Annotated in this window: 9 protein-coding genes; 4 read left to right on the top strand and 5 right to left on the bottom strand. The window is 47.0% G+C overall.

Annotated features, from left to right (window positions below; all coding sequences use genetic code 11):
- Positions 1 to 100: 100 nt before the first annotated feature.
- The 4 genes from QUA43_RS15625 (at position 101) to QUA43_RS15610 (ending at position 5208) form a co-directional block, all read left to right on the top strand.
- Positions 101 to 1738 carry a ribulose bisphosphate carboxylase small subunit gene (locus tag QUA43_RS15625; protein WP_333375100.1) on the top strand — a complete coding sequence of 546 codons (1638 nt, stop codon included), beginning with the start codon at positions 101 to 103 and terminating at the stop codon, positions 1736 to 1738.
- Positions 1739 to 2027: 289 nt separating this feature from the next.
- A complete protein-coding gene (locus tag QUA43_RS15620; RefSeq protein WP_333375098.1) occupies positions 2028 to 2732 on the top strand; it encodes a carbon dioxide concentrating mechanism protein in 705 nt (234 codons plus the stop codon).
- Positions 2733 to 2940: 208 nt separating this feature from the next.
- Complete coding sequence (locus QUA43_RS15615) at positions 2941 to 3714, top strand: BMC domain-containing protein (protein ID WP_333375096.1); 774 nt, start codon at positions 2941 to 2943, stop codon at positions 3712 to 3714.
- Positions 3715 to 4167: 453 nt separating this feature from the next.
- Positions 4168 to 5208 (top strand): tetratricopeptide repeat protein, encoded by a 1041-nt coding sequence (locus QUA43_RS15610; RefSeq protein ID WP_333375094.1) that lies wholly within the window; start codon positions 4168 to 4170, stop codon positions 5206 to 5208.
- A gap of 162 nt (positions 5209 to 5370) precedes the next feature.
- Here QUA43_RS15610 and QUA43_RS15605 read toward each other — a convergent pair whose 3' ends face one another.
- The 5 genes from QUA43_RS15605 to QUA43_RS15585 form a co-directional block, all read right to left on the bottom strand.
- Positions 5371 to 6528 (bottom strand): aldo/keto reductase, encoded by a 1158-nt coding sequence (locus QUA43_RS15605; protein WP_333375092.1) that lies wholly within the window; start codon positions 6526 to 6528, stop codon positions 5371 to 5373.
- Positions 6529 to 6651: 123 nt separating this feature from the next.
- Positions 6652 to 10992 carry an amino acid adenylation domain-containing protein gene (locus QUA43_RS15600; protein ID WP_333375091.1) on the bottom strand — a complete coding sequence of 1447 codons (4341 nt, stop codon included), beginning with the start codon at positions 10990 to 10992 and terminating at the stop codon, positions 6652 to 6654.
- A 296-nt stretch (positions 10993 to 11288) separates the two neighbouring features.
- Positions 11289 to 16412 (bottom strand): amino acid adenylation domain-containing protein, encoded by a 5124-nt coding sequence (locus QUA43_RS15595; protein ID WP_333375089.1) that lies wholly within the window; start codon positions 16410 to 16412, stop codon positions 11289 to 11291.
- Positions 16413 to 16456: 44 nt separating this feature from the next.
- Positions 16457 to 17749, bottom strand: a complete 1293-nt coding sequence (ectB, locus tag QUA43_RS15590) for a diaminobutyrate--2-oxoglutarate transaminase (RefSeq protein WP_333375087.1) — start codon at positions 17747 to 17749, stop codon at positions 16457 to 16459.
- Positions 17750 to 17780: 31 nt separating this feature from the next.
- Positions 17781 to 19199 carry a condensation domain-containing protein gene (locus QUA43_RS15585; RefSeq protein WP_333375085.1) on the bottom strand — a complete coding sequence of 473 codons (1419 nt, stop codon included), beginning with the start codon at positions 19197 to 19199 and terminating at the stop codon, positions 17781 to 17783.
- Between the last annotated feature and the right edge of the window lie 5 nt (positions 19200 to 19204).

Raw genomic sequence — 19204 nt, 5'->3', positions numbered from 1 at the left:
AGCAGTTAGTGGAAAAATAACTAACAACTAACAACTAACAACTAACAACTAACAACTAACAACTAACAAAAAGATTTTTCAGCTTAGGAGAACTTAATTTATGGCAGTCCGCAACGTTGCGGCTCCCCCGACGCCTTGGTCGAAAAACTTGGCTGAGCCCAAAATTCACGACACCGCCTTCGTACATTCCTTTTCTAACATTATTGGGGATGTGCATATCGGTTCTAATGTGATGATTGCCCCCGGGACATCTATCCGCGCCGATGAAGGCACTCCTTTTTATATCGGACAAGGAAGCAACATTCAAGACGGAGTAGTGATTCACGGCCTAGAACAAGGCCGAGTCACAGGAGACGACGACAAATCCTATTCTGTGTGGGTGGGGAAAAATACTTCCCTCACCCACATGAGTTTAATTCACGGCCCGGCCTACGTGGGCGACAACTGCTTTATAGGCTTTCGCTCTACGGTGTTCAATGCCAGAGTGGGCAACGGCTGCATTGTCATGATGCACGTACTAATTAAAGATGTGGAGATTCCCGAAGGTAAGTACGTACCTTCGGGAGCCATCATCACTAATCAGAAGCAAGCCGATCGCTTGCCTGACGTTCAAGATTCTGACATTCAATTTGCGACCCATGTCATCGGCATCAATGACGCTCTGAGAACGGGTTATCGCTGCGCTGAGAACATCGCCTGTCTAGCACCAATTCGCAACGAGCAAACTAAAAACCCAAATATGACTCAAACCAAATATTCTACCCATGCCGGCACCCAATTGAGTTCAACTCTTGCCGATAGCATCCGCAATTTACTAGCTCAAGGATACAGTGTGGGAGCCGAACACGCCGACGCACGCCGCTTCCGGACCGGTTCTTGGCGCACTTGCGGCCCGATTTCCTCAAAGCGCGACTCTGAAGTAATCGCGGCTTTGTCAGCTTGCATGGCTGAACACCAAGGAGAATACGTCCGCTTGATCGGGATTGACACCAAAGCCAAGCGCCGCGTACTAGAAGAAATCGTCCAAAGACCGGGAGACAACGGCTCTAACGGTTCTAACGGTGCGAAAACTCACCAATCTAACGGTAAAGTTGCACAACAAGCTTCATACCACAATAGCGGTTCCGTGTCAAGCGGAAAATTGAGTGCCGAAACAGTGACTCAGGTTCGCGGCTTGCTAGCTCAAGGCTACAAAATTGGCACGGAACACGCCGACGCGCGCCGCTTCCGCACAAGTTCTTGGCAAAGCGGGGCTTCGCTGCAAGTGAGAAACGAATCTGAGGCGATCGCTGCTTTGGAAGCTGTGATGAATCAGTACCCAGGCGAGTACGTGCGCTTGATCGGGATTGACCCGAAAGCTAAGCGACGCATAGTTGAAGAAATTATTCAGCGTCCCGACGGCCCGGTTGCTCAATCGGCTAAGCCTGCAGCAACCTCGGGATACAAAGCAGCTTCGACTGGTTCGGCCAGCAGCGGAAGTTTGACCGGCAAGACGATCGACCAAATCCGCAACCTGCTTTCCCAAGGCTACAAAATTGGCACGGAACACGCCGACGCGCGCCGTTTCCGCACCGGTTCTTGGAGCAGTTGCGCCCCCATCTCATCCAACCGCGAATCCGAAGTGATTTCCGCCCTCGAAAGCTGTCTCAAAGAACACAGCGGCGAGTACGTCCGCTTGCTGGGTATCGACTCTAAGGCGAAGCGCCGGGTGCTCGAAGAAATTATCCAGCGTCCTTAATTTCCCTGGTAATTAGCTTGTTTCTTCCGTTAAGCCCTCGCACTGGGGCTAACGGGAGAAACCCCAGCGGATTTAAGTTGGATTTGAGATAGTTAAAAAGCTCGAATGAGAAATGTTGGTCAAAATCTAGAATCTTCTGAAAGTTTCTATAAAACGTTAAAGCATCAAGATTCTCAGTATTAGTAAATTATCGTTTCTTAGATTGACATGGTTAAATTTATCAGTCGAAAAAACCCATAATTTAAAGTCGTTTTATCGAAAAAACTAGCTCTTTTCATGGTGAAGTTGAATGTATTTATCGCCACTGCAATTAAGTAGCAACTCTCAGATTTTGATGAGTGGCGATGTAGTTGTGAATGAGGGTGCGGCGATCGCCCCTGGAGTAATCCTGCAAGCAGATCCCGGAAGCCGGATCACGATCGCCGCCGGTGCCTGTATCGGTATGGGAGTTATCCTTCACGCCCGTGAAGGTACTCTGGAAATCGCGGCGGGCGTTATTCTGGGTGCAGGGGTGCTGGTGGTAGGTGCGGGAACGATCGGGGAAAATGCCTGTATTGGTGCGGGGACGACCCTAATCAATCCTTGTATCGACAAAATGCAAATTATGCCAGCAGGTTCTCTAATGGGAGATACCAGCCGCCAAGTCGCCGCACAAGCAACCGCAACAGCGCCAACAGCAGCGCCAACATCACCAGAAACCCCCGAAGCCACTACGCCACCAGTCGATCGACCGATCGAGCCGATCGAGCCGATCGAGCCGATCGAGCCGATCGAGCCGCCACAACCCGTTCAAACACCGCCTCAAACGGAGCCGGAGACTGCCCCAGCCCCGCCGGAATCCACCACCGCAGAGCCTCCCCAACCAGGGGACACGCCGACTATTCTCTACGGTCAAGCTCACATCAATCGGCTGTTGGGGACGCTGTTTCCGCACCGGCAAGCTTTTAATCGATCGGAGGAAAACGGCCAAACTCTATCGGGCGGTTCCGGGTAGCCGTCATTTCGGCAAAAGACAGCTATGCTGAAGGCAGGAAGATCAAATATAAATAGGTAATCTCATATTATTATTGGTAGCTCAGCAATTGGTAAGGCGTTGCCGCAGCAATCTGTGTCTTGTAGCTCGTGCAGTCTGTCTTCTCATCTGAGAAACTATAAACTATCAACAAATTTTTATTTTGGGAAGTTTCTAAGGGTAATAGAAGATGGACGGACAAACAGATCGTAACAGTCACGAAGAGCGATCGCAGCGCCAGGAATACTTCAAAGACACTGCTTTGGGTTTGGTATCCACCAAGAGTTTTCCGGCAATTGTGGGGACTGCTGACATGATGCTGAAGTCGGCAGGAGTGATTTTAGTAGGATACGAAAAAATTGGTTCCGGTCACTGTACCGCGATCGTCCGGGGCAGAATTTCGGATGTGCGTTTGGCTGTGGAAGCTGGAGCTCAAACTGCCGAACAGTTCGGGCAGTTTGTTTCTAAGTTGGTGATTGCTAGACCTTTGGCTAATTTGGAAGTGGTTTTGCCGATCGGCTTTCGGCTGACTGAACTTTCCGAAAGTGGTAATTATTCTCGCCTTAGCAATCAGGCGATCGGTTTGCTCGAAACGCGGGGATTTCCGGCAATGGTCGGTGCTTGCGATGCTATGCTCAAATCCGCAGACGTACACTTGGCAGCTTACGAGAAAATTGGCGCCGGTTTGTGCACGGCAATTATTCGCGGTGCAGTTGCAGATGTAGCAGTAGCCGTAGAAGCCGGGATGTACGAAGCTGAGCGAATTGGCGAGTTGAACGCGGTTATGGTAATTCCGAGGCCTTTGGAAGATTTGGAACAAACTTTACCGCTAGCGAGTTGCTGGATCGAACACCGTAAACCTGTGATGATGCCCGTGTCGGTTAAGGAAAAGGAACAAGAATTGATTGAACTTCCAGATTTAGAGAAATTGACTGTTTATGTGGAAGAGGAAATCAATAGGTAATTGGGAATTAGGCAACAAAAGTTTGTAGAGACGTACTGCAGCAAATAATGGGACTAAGTTTGTCAAAAAAATATAGAGTTTACTCGGTAGGACTGCTGGCAACAATTTATACTGAATAGCGGTCTCAAACTTAATTTGGCGATCGCGCCGATCGCCCCCGCATCAAGAGACACACAGCACCAAGTAAAACTAGACTTTTGAGGTCTAGTCGATCGTCGGGTAAACAATCGAACTGACTAATAAGTAAATCCAGCCGACGTACACAGCCTTTCAACAGGATTTAACTACTGTTAAAATAAACCAAAAATCCTGTTTAGGGTAGATTGCCGGGAATCATTTAAGAGTTACTCTGACCGCAGGTGGATGCTCTTTCAACAGATTAACAGTTGTTCAACTCAAAACTGACAGCAAAGGAATCAACCCCCAGAATCAAGCACTCCTGAAAGTTGACCTATGAACCTCAAACAATTTTACAAGCGTGGTTTGCACAGCGCCAAGAAAGGAAACTATGAATCGGCACTTGAGGACTTCGATCAGATACTGCAAGTCAATCCCGCCGATGCCAAAGCCTACAACAATCGCGGCTTGGTTTACTATTACATGAAAGACTACCAAAAAGCGATCGCAGACCTCAGCCAAGCCCTAGATATCAATCCTAATTTCTTCGAGGCTTACTTGAATCGAGGCAATGCTTGGCGTCATCTCGGAGAATACGAAAAAGCCATTGAAGATCTCAACTGCGCTTTAGCAAATAAGCCTAACAGCCACGCTATCTACAACAACCGGGGACTTGTACTTGCTAATTTAGGAAATTACGAAGAAGCAATAGAAGACTACAATCGAGCTCTATCTATCAATTCCCACAATTATAAAACCTATTACAACCGGGGGCGCGCTTACTACCTTTTGGGGGAAAAAGAGGCAGCAACGGAAAACTTTAACGAAACGCTGCGGTTGAATCCTAAATATATCAAAGCATACATAAATCGAGGTCTCTGTTACCACCAATTAGGAGACAATACGCAGGCGATGGCCGATTACAATATTGCACTCGCCATCGATCCACAAAATGTTTATGCCTATTATAACAGAGGTTGCGTTCGCTATAAATTAAAACAAATGCAGCTTGCAATTGAAGACTTTGACCAAGCAGTTAAACTCGATCCGAACTATGTTAAAGCTTATCTCAACCGGGGTTTAGCGCTGTATAAACTTGGAGATGTTACGGCAGCAAATAAGGACTTTTACCACGTAATGTGCATTAATGCTGAAGCTTATGTATACTACCAAGCTCAGCGGTGCACGCCGGATATTAATTCATACTTCAAGGAAGCGCCACAGGTAGAACTTAATAATGCTGCCGAATACTACAACACAACATTAAATACGATGTCAACTTCCTTAAGTTCCGCAGCATTAAACGCGGTCTGGAATCAAGAAGATTTGGAGAACCGAGACTCGATTATCTGTGAAGGTGAATTTATTAATGATTGATTTAGTCAGTAATCAGGAAGCTTGCGTACTTAGTGGGCTAAAATGTTACAATAATATCCAATTTTAGGACACTAAGTACGGAAGAACCATAAACATTAACTGAAACTATTCCATAATGCCATTCAAGATTTTAAGTTCAGCCGTTTTCCGGCAAGGCGAACTTCAATTTCCGTTTAACACTTCAACAATTGAATCAGTAAGTTCCTGAAAGCTTACTCTCCCAAGCCGCGGGACAGCAGCAAGGGCTAGGTTCTCTTCTATATGTTTTGGCGCTTTCATCCCTACAAGGGCACTCAGGAGGCCAGGGGCGCTCCGGGTATATTGAAGCGCCCGCTGGCAGTCTGTTCGCAAGCTTTCGCCAAAGGCAGAAGCGATCTTTTCTGGGATCTGACCCATAACCTGCGCTTGACACAGCGACATACTGGCGATCGCGGAAATGCCTAAGCGATCGGCAGCTTCCAATACTGAGACTTGTTCTCCTTTGATTGTTTGACTTGGGGTTAGCACAGCTTCCGGCATCCCCATATTCAAAGGAAGCTGAATAAACCGAAACCCATCCTCTTTGTTCCCAGCTACTTCCCGAGCAATGGACTTCGCACGCGCCAAATCGATATAGTTTTTTTCAGTTGGAAGTACGCGAAAAGCATTCCAAGTTGCCACACCGTAATTAGCAATTTTTCCAGCTAAAACTGCACCTTCAAGTACCTCAAAAACCTCTCGCAACCGATTGTAAAAAGTATCGGGTTCAACTTGAGAAAGTAGCTTTTCTGGATTGTGAAGATAGTAGACATCGATTGTCTCAATGCCGAGGTTGGCAAGGCTCCAATTAAGCTGATCTTGAATGTATTCTGGGTGGATACAGTAACGCTCCTGGGCCAAATCTGCCATGCTGATAGTAGAGTTGTTTGGCTCGACATACTGCTGATAAAACCACTCTACATGGTTTGGATTTGGATGCGGAACAACCCCGCCTTTCGTGCAGATAATTAGTTCATCTCTTGAAGCCTCTCCCGATTCCAGGAGACGGCGGATACCTTTTCCTACACTCCGCTCTCCGTACTGGTAGCGATAGTTAATTGCTGAGTCAATTAGGTTGGTACCCCGCCGAACCGATTCAACTACAGCTTCCGCCACAAGAGTGTCAGTATACTCATCTGGTTCGCCAAGATAAGTGCCAATTCCAATCGAGCTGGCAACGAGCGAACCAGTTTCTCGGAAGTGATCGGCTGCACAATTTTTGTTGTGCCGTTCCCTGTAACGCCGCGTTCCTTCTGCGGTAGCTCTGCCTGCGATCGCGATCGCATTACTACTTCCTAACATAAAAATGTTTTGCCTTCTCTTAAATAAACTAATCAGGAATTCCGCAAGTCTAAGTGATGCTTGATTTAAAATTCTCCTCAAAGTGAGCGAGGTAGAAACGCGATCGCTCGCGCCTCTACATTTTTAGACCAGATGTTTGGGAGCCTCGATTAACTGGCGATCGACGAGATAGGAAAAATAAGTCCGAAACAAACTCGCATCCGCTTGCGGGCAGATAATATTTGTTCCAGAAAGTCCCTTCAACGCCTTCTGGCAATCGAATTTTAGAGTCGCAGATTTAGGCATTTCTGTTTCCGAAACTTTTTCGGAAAAAAGACCGACAAGCGGATACAACGCATTTTCGGGAGAATATCCAGCGCGATTGATTATTTCTGCTTGCCAAGCCTCAGACGAAACTCGTTTGATTTGATAACCCATTGAGCAAATCCAGCCAAGCAATTCACTCATTTGAAACGACTGAGGGTTGACTAAATGAAAAGTCTTTCCGAGCAATTCTTTTTGGCTCGAAAGATGAACGATCGCTCGGCTCACATAGTCAACAGGCGCTACATTCATCAGCTTATCGTCATCGGGCGCACATCCAAGTTGCACGCAACCAGCGATTAACCTGTACAGTAAATCGCTCGGATTGCAGGCCCCTGTTTGGCTGTCCCCAGAAATGCGACCTGGCCTGTAAATGCTAACAGGAATTCCGCGATCGCGCGCGACCTCTACTAACTTTTCTGCCACCCACTTAGTCTGAGTGTAAGCGCCTTTTAGACCCTCTCCCGGAGTGAGTTCATCCTCCTCTCGCACCACCTTAATCCCAGATTCTCCCATTTCAGAGAAAACGGAAATCGTAGAAATTAAATGGACGGGTTTTAGCTTACTTTGACTCGCCAATCTCAGAATTTCCTGCGTCCCCAAAACGTTAGCGGGTTTGAGAACGGAGTAGGGATAAGTAAACTTGACAAACGCGCCATTGTGGTAAATGACATCAATTTTACTGGCTAAAACTCGGAACTGCTCCTCGGAAAGCCCCAAAAGTGGTTGAGACAAATCTCCAGCAATTGGGATAATGCGATCGCTGCTGCTTTCATCCCAAATTAAATAGGATTCGAGGCTGCTTTGAATCCGCTTTTTAGCTGATTCGGCATCGGCAGAACGGACTAGGCAATAAATTTCTGCTTGAGTTTTTTGCAAGAGGTCACGGAGTAAAAAGGCTCCCAAAAAGCCCGTCGCCCCTGTTAAAAGAATGCAAGCTGGCTCAGTTTTTGCCTCGCTCAATGGAGTTGCAGGGCGAATTGCCGGATCTAAAACAACTTCAGCGTTAATATCGAAACTTGCAGTGCGATCGCCCCCAGAATCCGCCCCATGTTTCACCTCAATATTCTTTGCTAAAGCAGCGATGGTAGGCGCTTCAAAGAAACGGCGCAGCGGCAATTCTTTTTGGAAAGAATCTCTTACCTTTGCTAGCAACTGAGTAATCAGTAATGAATGTCCCCCCAAATCAAAGAAATTGTCATAAATTCCCACTTTTTCCAGCCCTAGCAGCTCAGCCCAAATCTCAGCCAGCATTTTCTCAATGGGAGTGCTAGGAGCGACAAAAGTATCTGCTAAATCGGCTTTCGCGGCCTCCGGCGCTGGCAGCGCCCGCCGGTCTATTTTTCCATTAGCAGTGAGGGGCAATGCTTTCAGTACGACAAAAGCAGAAGGAACCATGTAGTCGGGCAGTTTTTCTTTTAAAAATGACCGCAGATCGTTAATAGCGATCGCTGATTCCCTCGCGGGTACAACATAGGCCACTAAGCGCTGATTCCCCGGTTCATTTTCCAGTAGCAAAACTACTGCTTCGCGCACAGCGGAATGTTGAGATAGCGCTGCTTCTATTTCCCCCAATTCAATGCGGAACCCTCGCAGTTTAACTTGGCTGTCGATGCGCCCTAAAAACTCAATATTTCCGTCCGACAAATACCGAGCCAAATCTCCGGTTTTATACAGACGCGCTCCTGGTTCGGCGTCGAAGGGGTTGATGATGAATCTTTCTTCGGTTAATTGGGGTTGGTTTAGATAGCCGCGAGCTAAAGAAGCACCGCCGATGTATAACTCGCCGGATACGCCAATGGCAACTGGCTGCAAGTGCGAATCAAGTAAATAAATCTGCGCGTTATTGATAGGGCGACCGAGAGGAACTGTCTCAGAAATGCAATTTTCTCGGTCTTTGATGGGATAAGCCAGCACGCCTACGGTTGCTTCTGTTGGCCCGTAATGGTTGAAGACTGAACAGTCTGGGGCGTATTTCTGAATAGTTTCGAGCAAATTCCAACTTAATGCCTCGCCGCCAAGGATTAATCGCTTTTTCGGCAAAACCTGCGCCGGATCAGAAGCAGTTAATAAAGCTTTTAGATGGGAGGGAACGATTTTGAGACAGTCAATGGAATGCTGCTGAAAGTAAGCAGCGATCGCCTCTGGATCGGTGGCGCGTTCCTGGGAAATTATGTGAAGGCTTCCTCCCATACATAAAGCTGGAAAAATTACTGTATTTCCTAAGTCGGCTGCCAAGGTAGAAACGGTTGCGAAACTGGCTCCTGATGGCAGGTTTAGCTGTTCCTGAATGCTGTAGAGGTAATTGACGAGCGATCGGTGTTCAATTGCCACTCCCTTTGGCGTGCCACTGGAACCGGAAGTATAAATGACATAAGCTAAATTTTCAGGAGAGAGAGGAGGAGAGGGAGAGGGGGAGACAGAGGGAATTTCTGCGTCTAAGCAAACGATTTTTGCCTGAGTTTTTGGCAAGTTTTCGATTAGCTGTTGTTGCGTTAATAGCACTGCCACTCCGGCATCCTGCAACATCAAGGCGAGGCGCTCTTTTGGCATTGCCGGATCGAGTGGCAAGTACGCGCCGCCTGCTTTGAGAATGCCGAGCATTCCGGCAATCGCATCCACAGATCGCTCAGCACAAATTCCCACTAATCCTTCGGATTTAACTCCTAATTGTTGTAGGTAATGAGCGATTTGGTTGGCGCGGCCGTTGAGTTCCCGGTAAGTGAGTTGCTGATTTTCACAGACAACCGCAAGGCGATCGGGTACGCGCTTCACTTGTTGCTCAAATAGCTGGTGAATGCACTTGTCTTTTGGGTAATCTTTCTGTGTTTGGTTGAACTCAACTAAGACTTGGTGGCGGGCGCGATCGCTCAGAATTTCCAACTCGCCAAGAGCGGTTTCTGGGTAATTAGCTGCACTTTTTATTAAGGTGTAGAATTGCTCTGCTAAACATTGAATCGCTTGTTCCCCTATCAAGACCGGATCGTAGTGAAACTCAGCGATGAGAGCATCCTCTCGGCGCACGCAGGAGAGTTTAACTTTGAAGCGATCGCCGCAGACATATTGCTGGTAAATTGAAAAATCTACGCCAGCCACCGCATACTTTTCTAGTTGTTCCTCAAACTCAAAACAAAATGGAAATCCCGCCGCTCCATTGATATCTTCCCGGTTGAAATATTCCTGCCATTTATAAGCCTCGCTTTGGGATTGCTGAATTTCTTGCCAGACTTCCTGAAAGGTAAAATTTTCTTGCAGTTGGCTGCGAAGCGGTAAAAACTTGGCAAATAGACCGAGTGCTGGTTCTAATTCTTCATATTTGCGATTGTCGAAGGCGGTGCCCATAATGATTTCTGCCTTTCCCAACCGCCGCCAGAGCAAGGTTTTCCAGCAAGCTAGAAAGAAAGCAGATATTGAGGTCTCGTAGCGGCGGGCGATCGCTTCTATTTCTTCTAGTAAACTCAGTTCTATTTTAACCTCAAAACAATTGGGTTCAAATGGATCGGACGCGCTGAGTTTTTTATTTTCAAAAGGCAATTTTAAACTAGCTAGGGCCGAGTAATCCCGATCAGTCCAATATTTTTTGCCCTCTGCCGCCTCTTCATCCTCAATCAATTCATTCTGCCATTCCGAATATTGGACATATTGCACCACTTCGTCGGCCAGTTCCTCACCTTGCAAGCAAGCTGCATAACACTGGCTAATTTCTCGAATTAGATTTTTGATGGTGCGGGAATCGGCGCACAGGGAAGGCAGGCTGACAACCAAAATGTGCCTGTTTGCTGATAGAGAAATTAAGGATAAGCGCCAAATTGGATTTTGTTCAAAGTTGAAAGCTGAGCGCTTTTCGTTTTGAAAAATTTCAGGGAGTTTAGCCGCTTGTTCTGGCGGTGTCAAGCATTCAAGATTAACACTCTGCCAGGAAACTAAGCTGCGCTCGTTTATCACTTGAATCGGAAATTTAATCCCAGAACGTCGCTGAAAGCTCGTCCGCAGAATTTCGTGGCGATCGCTGACTTTTTGCAGCGCTTCTTTTAAGGCATTTGTTTGGAGATTGCCCTCGATCAAAATCGCACATTGGGCGCGATAAGCGGGACTATCTTGTTGCAACAGCCACAGATATTTTTGTTGAGGAGAAAGCCGAAATCCATTAATTGTTTGCATGGGTTATATTGCTTTATGTTTTAGGATCGCCTGGGAATTTAGTCCAAAGCTTATAGCTCAAGTCCGTTAAAACTCACATCTTCCACCATTGTCAAGAACAGGCAAGATGCCTGTTCCACAATAAAATTCATCTCTTGTGGAACAGGCATCTTGCCTGTTCCTAAACAAGTAATTGAGAAGGGTGCAACATCTCAGTTAAAACAGAATATGGGAAAGGCGTTGAAGTGGCTACTACTGGATTATAACTTCGTAGCAGAGCCGCCTAAAGCCTAATCCGGCGGGAGAGAAGTCAGCTTTTAAATCTCTGCTTCACCGATCATTTCGCCCATCGCTACCACAATTTTGCGCGGCCCGACAAATGGATTGCGGCTGTGAGCCACCAACATATTATCTAACATTAATATGTCGCCAGCTTGCCAAGGGAAACTAACGGTTGCCTGCTGATAGACGGCCTGAATTTCTGCCATTACCGAGTCTTCAATGGGAGTGCCGTCGCCGTAATAAACATTGCGAGGCAGGTTTCCTTCTCCAAAGACAGATAATAAGGAGTTGCGGACGGCCGGATCTAAGCAGGAAATGTGGTGCAAAGGAAGTTGGTTAAAAAATACCATCTCTCCAGTTTTGGGGTGCTTGGCGATCGCCCGACGCAGCTTGCGAGTTCTGAGCTTATTTCCGTCTTTCCACTCAAATTCTATGCCTGCTTGACGGCAATATTGTTCCACCTCAGTTTTATGCGCCGTTTTGAAAAATTCTTGCCAGCTTACATCGAGTCCGTCGGTGTAATTGCGGACGTACATCAGTTGCTTTTGGGCGAATTTTTCTCGGAGTTTGGGGTCGAGCAACTGGTAAACTTTCCGACAATCAACGATCGGGGTTTCGCCGCCTGACTGCGCCGGTTGAACGCAGAAAAACCAGATTTTCATGGGCCAGCGGTGCAGGTGCGAACTTTCGTTGTGAAAGAAGATGGTTTGGTCGGCAGGATAAGGGGTCGAACCGTAAACTTTTCCGCCGATTCCTTCGCGCGGCAAATCTCCGTACTCGCCGAACAGTTGCGGACAAATCCCCAAGGCAAACTGCTCGAAAGTAGAAACTAAGGGCTCGGTGAAGCCTCGAAACAAAATTGCACCGTGTTGCTGCAATTTAGTCTCGATCAATGTTCGGTTGTTTTTCGCCCAATCAATCAAATCGACATCGCTGGCAGCGGGTTTAATGACTAGCGGGAATAGTTCCCCAGGCTGGAGAAATTCGGTTTTTATCAACTCGCCGTCTGGCAGAGTGACTACTTTTGGTTTAACACTCTTAAACTTGCTAAAATTCAGCTTTTCGCGCTTGACTTCTTGCATTGCTTGTTGTTCTTTTTCCACTTCTGTGAGAATTTCTAAGTTATTTAACCGAGTCTCAGGCTCCGCCACAATGCTGTTGAGTAAGGTTTCAAAACGGCTGGACATTTGCTCGATGGTGGCGGCCTCGAAAAGGTCAGTGTTGTACTTCCAAGTGCCTGCAATTCCTTGCTCGGTTTCTCCCACGAAGAGAACTAAATCAAATTTGGCGATGCCGCTGTCAAGTTCTAAAGGAGTCAAAGTTAACCCGCCTAGCTCTAAAGCAGGCATGGGCATATTTTGCATGACGAATAAGACTTGAAAGAGCGGTGTTTGATTCATGCTGCGATCGGGCCGTAATTCCTCCACCAATTTGTCGAATGGTAAATCCTGGTGAGCGTAGGCTTTTAAGGTGACTTCGCGCACGCGATCGAGCAATTCAATGAAAGTAGGATTGCCACTGAGATCGCCGCGCAAAAGCAAGATATTGACAAAGAAACCAATCAGAGCCTCTGTTTCCAATTGGGTGCGGTTGGCGAGGTCGGTGCCGACTACCATGTCATCCTGATTTGTCGATCGATATAGCAGCGTTTCCAGAGCAGCTAGCAACGTCATAAATAGGGTGACATTTTGTTGGCGACTCAGCTTGTTGAGCGCTGCCGAAAGGCTTGGGGAAAGCTGGAAAGGTTGAAGGGCAGCGCGATAGGTAGAAACAGCGGCGCGCGGTTGTTTGGCAGGCAGTTGCAGCACTGGTAAGCGATCGCCTAAGTGTTGCTTCCAATAGGAAAGTTTTTCTTCTAAAACTTCCCCAGAGAGCCAGTTTCGCTGCCACACGGCATAATCGGCGTATTGGATTGAAAGTTCGCGAAGTGGGGAGGGTTTGCCAGTGCAAAAAGCTTCGTAGAGGGTTGCCATTTCCCGCACGAGTACCCCGAGAGACCAGCCATCTGCAACGATGTGATGGATGGTTAGCAATAAGATAAATTCTGTGTCGTTTAACTGTAGCAAAGTGACTCGCATTAATGGCCAGTTTGCTAAGTCAAAAGGTTGTTGCGCTTCCTCGGCGGCGAGTCGCATGGCTTCTGCTTCTCGCTGAGATTGAGGACAGTGCTGCAAATCTATAACTGAGAGGGCGAAAGTCGGTTCGGGAATTATCAATTGAATGGGCCGCCCTTCCACCGCGCCAAATGTTGTCCGCAAGGCTTCGTGGCGATCGATAACTGCTTGGAAACTGCGCTCTAATGCTGTCAGGTCGATCGCACCTTTCAAGCGCACGGCTGCGGGGATATTGTAAGCCGGATCGCCCGGTTGCAACCGATCGACGAACCAGAGCCGCTGTTGGGCGAAAGAAAGGGGCAATTCTGGGCCTCGCGGTGCGCGATCGATGGGGGGTGCTTTTAGTTTTTGCTCGCTGCTGCTGATTTGGGAAATGCGATCGCTCAAACTTGCCACTGTTGGCGATTCAAATAAGACGCGCAGGGGCAATTCAATTTTAAACGCTTCTCGCAGGCGCGCGATCGCCTGAGTAGCTAATAGGGAATGACCTCCCAATTCAAAGAAGTTATCCTCGCTGCCAATTCCCTCGATGCCTAACACTTCACTCCAGATGCCAGCAACCATTTCCTCCACAGGCGATCGCACCGCGGAGATCGCGCTTTTTTCCGGTGCAGGCAGCGATCGGCGATCCACCTTGCCATTCGGCAAAAGCGGCAGCGCCTCCAGCAGCACGAAGGCTGAAGGCACCATATACTCCGGCAATTTTTGTTTTAAATCGCCACATAACTCATCTGCCAGGCTCGACAATTGAAACTCTGAAGCACTGTTGTCTGCCTTGTGCCCAGCGATATAGGCGACTAGGCGCTTGTTGCCGGGGCTATCTTCCCTGACGATAACTGCCGTCTCCCGCACGGCTGGATGTCGCTCCAATACAGCCTCTATTTCTCCTAGTTCGATGCGGAAACCGCGAATTTTTACCTGGCGATCGATGCGCCCTAGAAATTCGATCGTTCCATCAGGAAGCCACCGCCCTAAATCTCCGGTTTTGTACATTAAATCTTTGTCAATTCCTGGCAGCGGTTTTGCCGTATTTGGAAAGGGATTTTCAACAAAGCTTAATTGAGTATTCTTTTGATCTTTCCAATAGCCCTCGCCGACGCCAAATCCCGACACGCAAATCTCTCCCGGCACTCCGATGGGCACTAACTTCATCTGAGAGTCGAGGATGTAAAGATTTAAATTGGCGAGGGGTTGGCCAATGGATAGCGATCGCTGATTTTCCGGCAAAGGTTTTTCAATAATTGCCTGCGTAATATCGTCAGCCGCTTCTGTAGGGCCATAAGCATTGACAACGCCGATCGAGGGATACAAACGCAACCACTGATTCGCCAACTCTACCGAGACGGATTCTCCCGTTACCATCATCCATTTTAAATTGGGTAACGCTCGTTGCTGTGGCGAGAATTTTGAAAGATAGTCTGTCAATCCTCGGACAACGGTGGGAACGAGTTCGACGAGGGTTAATTTGTGTTTTTGAATGACCTCAAACAATTTTTCTGGATTGTAAATTGTTTCCGCGTCGGCAATTACGGTTTTTCCGCCAATTAAAAGAGGCGCTAAAAATTGCCAAACCGAAATATCCGATGAAGCGGGAGCGCTTTGCAAAAAGGTAAATTCTTCAGTCAATCCCAGCGCCTCAAATTGGGCGTAAATGTGATTGATCGCGCCGCCGTGTCGGATAATAGCTGCCTTGGGCAATCCGGTGGAACCGGAGGTATAAATCGCGTAAGCTGGATCGGTTCCGCGATTGCTAGTTTCTAGATTGGCTGCGGGTAGTTTATCGAAATCGTGGCGATCGCATATCTGAACTTCAGTGACGGATATCGTCGCGCCCTCCGGCTTGACATCTAAACAAGCCAAATATTTTAACTGAGGGCAATACTCGATCTGACTTAGCAAACTCTCTAAAAATGAAGCGTCTGTTAAGAGAATCTCCACTTCGCTGTGAGAAAGCATATAGCGAATTCTCTCAGGAGGATAAGTGCTGTCAATGGGAACGTAGACTCCCCCCGCCTTTAAAATAGCGAGAATAGCGATGAGAAAATTCGGACTCCGTTGTTGCAGAATTCCCACCAGTTGTCGATTTTTGACTCCTAAACTCTGCAAAAATCTGGCTAGTTGATTCGCTTTTGCGTTCAGTTCGCGATAAGTTAACTGAGTTTCTTCAAAAACAACAGCTATGCGATCGGGCGTTTTTTCGACCTGTCTTTCAAATAACTCGTGAATCGATCGATCGACAGGATAATCTCTAGCATTGTCGTTAAAAGTTTCTAAAAGCTGGTGGATTTCAGATTGGCTTAAAAAACTCTGATCCGCAATTTTAATGTGAATGTTGTTTGTGACATTTTCCAAAAGATTGACATAGTGTGCAGTCAGTCTTCTGATGGTTTCATCTTTAAAAAGCAAGTCGCTGTACTCAATTTTGCCGGCAATCCGATTGCCATCGACCTTCAAAGCAATTGTTAAATCATTGCCGAGTTCCGCTAGATCGTTTGCAGAGTGAATGTTTTCCCATAAGACGGCTACCTCAAAAATTGGACAGCGGCTCTGAGTTTCGGAAAGTTTTAACAACCGCACTAATTCAGCAAACGGATAATTTTGGTGGCTGTAAGCCGCGATCGCAGTATCTTTGACTTGCAGCAGAAACTCTTTAAAAGTCAATTGAGGAGTGACAGTGGAGCGCAGCGGCACCACTCGATTAATTAAGCGATCGCTTTTTTCTGGGTTATAAATCGGCGAGCCGACAATAACATCCCTATTACTCGTATATTTGTGGAGCAGTATTTTAGCGGTAGCGAGGAGAATTAGATAAATTGACAAATCGGATTTTTTCGCCAACTTAAAAATCGCTTCAGACAGTTCGCTCGACAGTTCAAATGCGACCTCTCGCTCTTTGCCGCTATCTAGCACAGGTCTTACATAATCGGCTATCAAAGTTGTCTCCGGCAGTTCCCCGGATAGCTTGTTTAACCAATAAATTTTTTGAGACAACAAGTTATCAGAAATGGGGGTAAGCGGCTTGATTTGATTGGCTACGGCTATCATCGATCGTCTCCTCACATTTTAAAAATTGGAAAAATTTAGGACAATTAGGAATTCAAGCAATCGGACAAGGCTTGTTGCAGAATCAGGCAGCCTTTTTTCAAAATCGACCATTCTATAGTTAGCGGGGGCAAGATTTTGATCGTGGTATCATTTCTCCCAACTCTTTCGACGATTAATCCCAACTCGAAACACCGGGAAGTGACTTTTTTAGCAAAAATTGCACCGCCAAACTTGACGAAATCAATCCCCCAAATTAAACCAATTCCTCGGATATCTATTTTTTCGCTGATGGGGGCGATTTCTTCGGCGAGGAATTTTTTTAATAAAAACTCTTTAACTTGTACTTCGGGTTCAAGGCGGATATTTTCTCGATACTCTAGAGCAGCGGCAGCTCCTACGAAAGCGAGTTGATTTCCTCGAAATGTACCCGTATGTTCGCCCGGTTCCCAAATATCCCACTCAGGTTTAATCAACAAAAGCGACATCGGAAATCCGTAACCGCTGATCGATTTGGAAAGGATTACCATATCGGGAACGATATTAGCTCTTTCAAAGGAGAAGAATGGCCCTGTCCGCCCGCAACCCACTTGAATGTCGTCGCAAATTAATAAAATGTCGTGGCGTGAGCACAAGTCTCTGAGTTGTTGCATCCACTCGACGGGCGCGACAATCACTCCCCCTTCAGCTTGCACAGTTTCAAAAATAATTGCCGCTGGTTTTTCGATTCCAGAATTGACATCGTTTAGGACGGCTTCGATATAATCGATGGTATTAAAATTTTCCATGAACCCATAGGGATAGGGCATAAAAGTGACGTTATTTAAAGTCACGCCGGCCCCCGCTCTCGCTGCAATATTGCCAGTCGCAGCTAAACTGCCTAACGTCATGCCGTGATAGGCTCCCATGAATGAGAAAATGCCCGGTCTTTTCTTGATTTTTCTGGCTAATTTCAAAGCCGCTTCCACGGCATTCGTTCCCGTTGGGCCGCAAAACTGAACTTTATAATCCAGCTTTTTCGGTTCTAAAACAGACGAAAAGAATTTTTCTAAAAATTCTTTTTTGGCTGAGGTGTGCAGATCTAATCCGTGCGCGATCGCGTCCGATGCCAGATACGCTATTACCTTCTGCTTGATATAGTCATTGTTGTGCCCGTAATTCAGCGCCCCTGCCCCTGCTAAAAAATCGATATATTCCGCTCCTGTTTCGGAATATATGATAGAATCTTTTGCCCGATGGAATATATCGGGAAAATTTCGGCAATAGCTTCTGACATTAGACTCGCGAGTTTCAAAAATATTTGCTTGCTGACTTGGCTTTTGTAGGGCGATGCGGTGCATGGCAACTTTCTCACTCCAGTTAATTTGTTAGTTACGCGGCGGACAATTCAAAACTAAACGTTACTTCTCTTTCCAGACTTAACGTTATGGGATACTCGCGATCGATCGGCAACAGCAAGTCCTTCAGGAGCGCGTTTGGTTGCGCCAAAATGCCCTGAATCAATCTCTCGAAATCCTCCAGAATGTGAGTAATTGTGGCTAGCTCGAAGCGACGGAAATCGTAATTGATGCCGATGCAGAATTTTAGATCCGGATACACGGCAACAGTCAGGGGATAGTTAGTCTTGTAAAAATTCGGCGCATTGGAGAAAATCGTCGAGTTTGAGACTTCTAGATTGCCTTCCCATTTTTCCAAGAGTGAATCCACTGGCGCGTTTTCATACACCAAGATACTCTCGAACAAAGGCCTGCTTCGCGGCACTTGACTCCACCCTTGAATATCAACTAGCGGACTCCATTCGTACTGGCGCATTTCCAGTAATTGTTCTTGAAGCTGCTTCAGCCAAACTAGCAGAAATTGGTCAGAAGCTACCTCGATCCATACGGGCAAGCTGTTAACAAATAGCCCAATTAGCGGCTCGTCTTGTAGTAATTCTACTGGGCGTCCCGCCACCGTACATCCGTAGACGACTTTGCGATCGCCGCTGTAGTAACTGAGCAGCATCGCCCATGCTCCCTGAAAGATCGTACTCAATGTAAGCTGGTGCTGCCGCGAAAAAGATTGCAGCGCTGCTGTAGTTTCTGGGGATAAATAGATTCTCTGTTCGTCGTATTTTTCCTCGGAATTGAAGGCGCTGCTAGCATCTAGATTGGTGAGGGAAGTAGGCGATCGCAATTCTCCGATCGCTTGCCGCCAGTACGTCTGGGCTTTCGCTACGTCTTGTTTTTGCAACCATTCGATGTAGTCTCGGTAGGGAATGCTGGGCGCTAAATTTACCTTTTTCCCCTCACAAATCGCCTCGTAAATTTGAAGCACTTCCGCGAGTATCGTGGGGATTGACCACCCATCCATCACGATAAAATGTCTACTCCAAATAAATTGGTAACAGTTGTCAGCGAGGCGAAACAAAGTCAGGCGCATCAAACACTCTTGGGAAAGGTCGAACCCTAATGCGCGATCGCTATCCAGAAAAGTATTTAATTGCTCCTCCTGTTCCGCAGGATTTAGCCCCCGCCAGTCGCATTGCTCTAAGGGAACTGTTACTTGCTGATATACAACTTGTAACGGTTTGTTGATATCTTGCCAGAAAAAGCCTGTCCGCAAACTCGCGTGCCGGTTCGCTACTTGCTGCCAAGCGCTAGAGAAAGCATCAACGTTGAGATTGCCCCGCAACAAAAAGGGCATTTGGAAAAAATACAGTCCCAATTCCGGAGCGAATAAGCTATGAAAGAGAATGCCTTTCTGAATCGGCGAAAGTTCGTAAATATCTTCAATGTTTTCTACTTGCATGAATT

The organism is Microcoleus sp. N9_B4, assembly GCF_036701635.1.
GTDB lineage: Bacteria > Cyanobacteriota > Cyanobacteriia > Cyanobacteriales > Microcoleaceae > Microcoleus.
The sequence above is the reverse complement of the archived record's forward strand: the minus strand, read 5'-3'. Positions and strand labels throughout refer to the sequence as shown.